This window comes from Phaeovulum veldkampii DSM 11550 (genome assembly GCF_003034995.1).
Lineage (GTDB): Bacteria > Pseudomonadota > Alphaproteobacteria > Rhodobacterales > Rhodobacteraceae > Phaeovulum > Phaeovulum veldkampii.
Genome location: NZ_PZKF01000080.1, coordinates 1 through 4636, shown reverse-complemented (window position 1 = coordinate 4636; position 4636 = coordinate 1). Strand labels below are relative to the sequence as shown.

The 4636-nt window shown below is 64.2% G+C and carries 6 protein-coding genes; 2 read left to right on the top strand and 4 right to left on the bottom strand.

All coding sequences use genetic code 11. The features are described 5' to 3' along the window. Positions 1–869: pyridoxal phosphate-dependent aminotransferase (locus tag C5F46_RS15720; RefSeq protein ID WP_107326246.1), on the bottom strand; the 869-nt coding region annotated here is incomplete at its 3' end. Positions 870–945: 76 nt separating this feature from the next. On the opposite strand from C5F46_RS15720, the gene C5F46_RS15715 reads away from it, so the two are divergent. Both C5F46_RS15715 and C5F46_RS15710 read left to right on the top strand, forming a co-directional pair. Then, positions 946–1224 (top strand): FAD assembly factor SdhE, encoded by a 279-nt coding sequence (locus C5F46_RS15715; protein WP_107326245.1) that lies wholly within the window; start codon positions 946–948, stop codon positions 1222–1224. Positions 1225–1314: 90 nt separating this feature from the next. Continuing rightward, positions 1315–1812 carry a MarR family winged helix-turn-helix transcriptional regulator gene (locus C5F46_RS15710; protein ID WP_107326244.1) on the top strand — a complete coding sequence of 166 codons (498 nt, stop codon included), beginning with the start codon at positions 1315–1317 and terminating at the stop codon, positions 1810–1812. A 179-nt stretch (positions 1813–1991) separates the two neighbouring features. Here the strand turns inward: C5F46_RS15710 and C5F46_RS15705 are convergent, their stop codons facing one another. From C5F46_RS15705 to C5F46_RS16805, 3 genes are all read right to left on the bottom strand, one after another. Then, positions 1992–2420, bottom strand: a complete 429-nt coding sequence (locus tag C5F46_RS15705; protein ID WP_107326243.1) for a VOC family protein — start codon at positions 2418–2420, stop codon at positions 1992–1994. A gap of 23 nt (positions 2421–2443) precedes the next feature. Next, complete coding sequence (locus tag C5F46_RS15700) at positions 2444–3802, bottom strand: surface lipoprotein assembly modifier (protein ID WP_107326242.1); 1359 nt, start codon at positions 3800–3802, stop codon at positions 2444–2446. A gap of 2 nt (positions 3803–3804) precedes the next feature. After that, a partial coding sequence (locus C5F46_RS16805) for a hypothetical protein (RefSeq protein WP_107326241.1) occupies positions 3805–4636 on the bottom strand: 832 nt, incomplete at its 5' end.

The window sequence follows — 4636 nt, the reverse complement described above, 5'->3', positions numbered from 1 at the left end:
TAGTCCTGCGGGCCTTCCAGCGCTGCCACCGCCGCCCACTGGCTGATCGAACAGGGGTTCGATGTCGATTGACTTTGCACCTTGCCGATCGCCTTGATCAGCGGCTCGGGCCCGGCGGCATAGCCGATGCGCCAGCCGGTCATCGCATAGGCCTTTGACACGCCGTTGCAGGTCAGCGTGCGGTCGTAAAGGCCCGGTTCCACCTGCGCGGGCGTGACAAATTCAAAATCACCGAACACCAGATGTTCATACATGTCGTCCGACATCACCCAGACATGGGGATGACGCATCAGCACATCGGTCAGCGCTTTCAGTTCGGCGCGACTGTAGCCCGCGCCCGACGGGTTGGAGGGGCTGTTGAAGATGAACCATTTGGTGCGCAGGGTGATCGCGGCCTCAAGTGCGGCGGGCGTGATCTTGTAGCCCGTTTCCATCGGCCCTTCGACAAAGACCGGCGTGCCGCCCGCCAGCAACACCATGTCGGGGTAGCTGACCCAGTAGGGCGCGGGGATGATCACCTCGTCGCCGGGGTTCAGCGTGGCCATCAGCGCGTTATAAAGCACCTGCTTGCCGCCGGTGCCCACCGTCACCTGCGCAGGGCTGTAGCGCAGACCGTTTTCGCGCGCGAACTTTGCGCAGATCGCGCGTTTCAGCTCGGGGATGCCATCGACGGCGGTGTATTTCGTCTTGCCCGCATCAATCGCCGCCTTGGCGGCGTCCTTGATATGCTGGGGCGTGTCGAAATCGGGTTCGCCCGCGCCAAGGCCGATCACATCGCGCCCGGCCTCCTGCAACTCGCGCGCTTTGTTCGTCACCGCGATGGTGGGCGAAGGTTTGACGCGCGCCAGCGTGTCGGACAGGAAGGCCATGTCGGGGAACTCCGGTTTGTATCTGCCGGAGCCATGTCTTAGGTTGCGCGGGCCAACCGATCAAGCGGGGAATGGAATGACCGAAACCGACGAGGCCGCGCTGAAACGCCGCCGGATGCGCAGCTGGCGGCGCGGCACCAAGGAAATGGACCTGATATTAGGGCCGTTTTCCGACGCCCATCTGGCCGATCTGCCGCCCGACTGGCTGGCGCTGTATGATGCCCTGCTGGCCGAGAACGATCAGGACATCTACGCTTGGATTCTCGGCACCGTCGAAACGCCCGCCTGTTATGGCCCGCTGCTCGGGCAGATCGTCGCCTTTGCCCGCACGCGCCCCGGCCTGAGTGGGATTTGACGGGCGTTTGAGCCCGATTTTCAGGGCTTAACGGAAAGTTTGGAATTCTGCCGCAAGGTTGACCCCGGGCAGCCACGGGCGGAGACCGGAATGACAGTGCAGACCCATCTGGCAGAGGCGCCGCGGGCGGGGCTTTTGCACGGCTATCTGGAAAGCCTCGCGCTGGTCGAGCGGCTTCACCGGCTGCTGCTGGATGTGGTGAAGGACGAATTCGAACGGCTGGGCGTGCTGGACATCAACGCGGTGCAGGCGCTGCTGCTGTTCAACGTGGGCGACAATGAGGTGACCGCGGGCGAGTTGAAATCGCGCGGCTATTACCAAGGCTCGAACGTGTCCTACAACCTCAAGAAACTGGTAGAAACGGGCTATATGCACCACCAGCGCTGCGAAATCGACCGCCGGTCTGTCCGCGTCCGGCTGACGCCGCAGGGGCGGGATTTGCGCGATGCGGTGGCGGCGCTGTTTGCCCGCCATGCCGAGGGGATGCAGGCGCACGGTGTGCTGGGCGCCGAGGCGATCGAGGATGTCAACCGCACCCTGCGCCGGATGGAACGCTACTGGACCGACCAGATCCGGTATATTTACTGACCGTGTTCGATGCCTGTGCAGCCGCCTTTGTGGCGCTTGGCGGGGTAAGAGGGGGGGCGTTGCAGGCGCACTTCGGGCGCTGCGAGGCCGTGCTTGTCGCCCGTGCAAATGGGGGCGCCGGGCGACGTGGGGCACCGCCATGTCCGGTGATTTGAGGCCCTGCTCCGGGGCCGGTGCGCTTACCAGTGCCCGGTGCTGGGCATGCTTGCCCAAGGCTCGGAGGGGGGCAGGGCGGGGCCGTTCTGAAGCAGTTCGACCGACACATTGTCGGGGCTGCGCACAAAGGCCATGCGCCCGTCGCGCGGGGGGCGGTTGATCGTGACGCCATGCGCCATCAGATGCGCGCAGGTGGCATAGATGTCATCGACGCCATAGGCCAGATGCCCGAAATGGCGGCTGTCAGAGGGCAGACCCGTGTCGCCATCCCAGTTGAAGGTCAGTTCCACCGGGCATTCGGGCTGGCCCGGCGGGGTCATGAAGACCAGCGTGAAGCGGCCCTCGGGGCTGTCGTAACGCCGCGTCTCCTCCAGCCCCAGCAGGCGGTAGAAGGCGATGGATTTTTCAAGGTCCAGCACCCGGACCATGGTGTGCAGATAGCGCAGGGGCATGGGCTTCCTTTTCGGTTGCGGGCCTAGAAGGTCGATTTCAAACCGACCGTCAGGCCGACATCGTGGCTGTCATACAGGCTTATATTCGAATCGGTCCGGCTGGCGCGCAAGGAGATTTCCGGCGCAAAGCCCATCGTCTCGGCCTGTTTCAGGAACACCGAGACCCCGGCGCTGATGCGGGTGTCTTCGCGCCCCTCGGGGGAATAGGGTGACAGAGCGTAATCGCGCATCTCGGCTGACAGGCCCGCCGAAATCTCGGCTCCTGCGACGGGCCTCGCCCAGGTGTAGCTGGTCGAAAGGCCCAGCGCGGTATGGTCGATCTGGGTCGAGTCCGACTGCGTTTCGCGCAAAAATGCGCCAAGGCTGAGTTGGCCCGCGGCAAAGGCGCGGTCCACCGTGCCCGCCACCGTCACCACATCCGCCGAGCGGTCGGCCTGATCCAGCCGCCATTGCCGTTCCGCGCCAAGGTCAAGCCCCACCGCAAGCTGGCGCGACAGCCGCCAATCGGTTTCGAAATCCAGTCGCACCGAATTGGATAGCGGATCGCCCCCATACCAGTTGCGCCCGAAGGTCAGCGTGGCCGCGTGTTTGCGCGCGCTGTCGGGGGTGGCAAAGCGGTGCCGCAGAAAGGTTTCGATCCCGAAAAAGTCGTAATCGCTGCCCTTCGCCATCGGCGCCTCGGCCTTGGCCGTATCCGACAGGGTCACCTTTACGGCATCCAGATTGGCGCCGATTTCGGTGGAGGACAGCGCGCCCTGGGCGATACGGCGCGTCAGATTGGCGCCCGTCATCATCTCATAGCCTGACAGCGCCTTGGCATCGGGCGACAGCGTGAAGGGGATGCCATAGAGCAACAGATAATCGGCGCTGGAGCCGTTGTTGACATTCGACGAGGGCGCCACCGAAAACCGCAGATCGACCGTAACCGGGTTGCGCAGGCGCACATATTGGAAATCGCGGATCGCGAGGGCGCGGGCGGTATCGTCCGGGGCGGTGTCGATGGCGCGGCGCAGCCAGAACTGGGCGGTCAGCCGGTTGCCATCCGACGCCTGCGCCTGCGCCATCGCAAGCGCCGCGGCGTAGCGTTGCCCCGGCGTGTCGGCGGCGGCCCAAGCGGCCTTTGCATGGCTTTGGGCCGTGTCGATCTTGCCCATGTCACGGGCCGCGCGCGAGGCGATCAACAGCGCGTCCCAGTCGCCCGGATCGCGCTGCAACAGCGCCTCGGCCATCTCCAGCGCCGGTGCGGGCTGGCCGGCCGACAGCGCAAGGTTGGCGGTTTGGCGCAGCCCCTCGGCTGTGACTGTGATCGGGTCTGCCAGACCTGGCACCGCGGCAAGCGCCAGCGCCAAGGCCGTCAGCACCCCCGCGAAGCGGCGCCCCATCGTCAGGGCGCAGTGCGGTTCAGGATGAAGCCGCCGGTTTCGCGCACAGTCACGTTGTCATAGCGCGGGTCTTCGGCGGTGACAACGATCACGCCCACAACCTCGCCGCCGTTCAGCCCGTTGGCTGTATCGTATTGGGTGTGGTCGCCAGACAGGACGGCATAGAACTTGCCGGTTTCATACTGTTGCGCAACCCCCTCGGCATCCAGCACGTCGCTGATCGCCTCGCCGTTGATCTCGCCCTTGTCATTTATCATGCCGGGGCCGACCTTGATCTGCAGCGTCGGGAGTGCGATCAATGAATTCTCCGGCAGATCGCCCTTGGTCTCGAGCGCCCTGAGAACGTTGTCGGTGATATCATCGCCGTTCACATTCAGAATCTGACGACCCGTGACCCTTGCGCGCACCGCATCGCCTTGATTGAAGTCATTGAAATCGATGTCCATGCTCATGTTGCCAAGCGCATATTCGATTGCGGCGCGGCCTTGGAAATCGCGCAGCGCGGCATATTGGCCATTGTAGGCTGCCTGTCCGGTGGTCGGCATGACCACGCCGCCGTTGCGTTTGAACACGAAGCCGCCGAAGCCGTAATCGACGTAAGAGCCCGTGCGCACGATGGAGAATTCGGTCGCCCCGCTTGCGCTGACGCCGTAAATCGCGCGGTGCAGGAACTGCTGGATCTGCGCACCGGTCAGGGCGTCGGGGGCGGTTTCCGGCCCCTCGTAAACCTTGAACGGTCCCAGATCCTGCACCAGATTCGCTGTGTCCCGGTTATAGGTGTTGTCGCCGTCAAAGGCGAGGTTGTCGACCGTGAATGTATCGTCACCGTCGTTA

Excerpts from the sequence above, each read along its gene's own strand:
- C5F46_RS15715 (WP_107326245.1), top strand. The coding sequence starts at position 946 with ATGACCGAAACCGACGAGGCCGCGCTGAAACGCCGCCGGATGCGCAGC.
- C5F46_RS15710 (WP_107326244.1), top strand. The coding sequence starts at position 1,315 with ATGACAGTGCAGACCCATCTGGCAGAGGCGCCGCGGGCGGGGCTTTTG.
- C5F46_RS15705 (WP_107326243.1), bottom strand. The coding sequence starts at position 2,420 with ATGCCCCTGCGCTATCTGCACACCATGGTCCGGGTGCTGGACCTTGAA.
- C5F46_RS15700 (WP_107326242.1), bottom strand. The coding sequence starts at position 3,802 with ATGGGGCGCCGCTTCGCGGGGGTGCTGACGGCCTTGGCGCTGGCGCTT.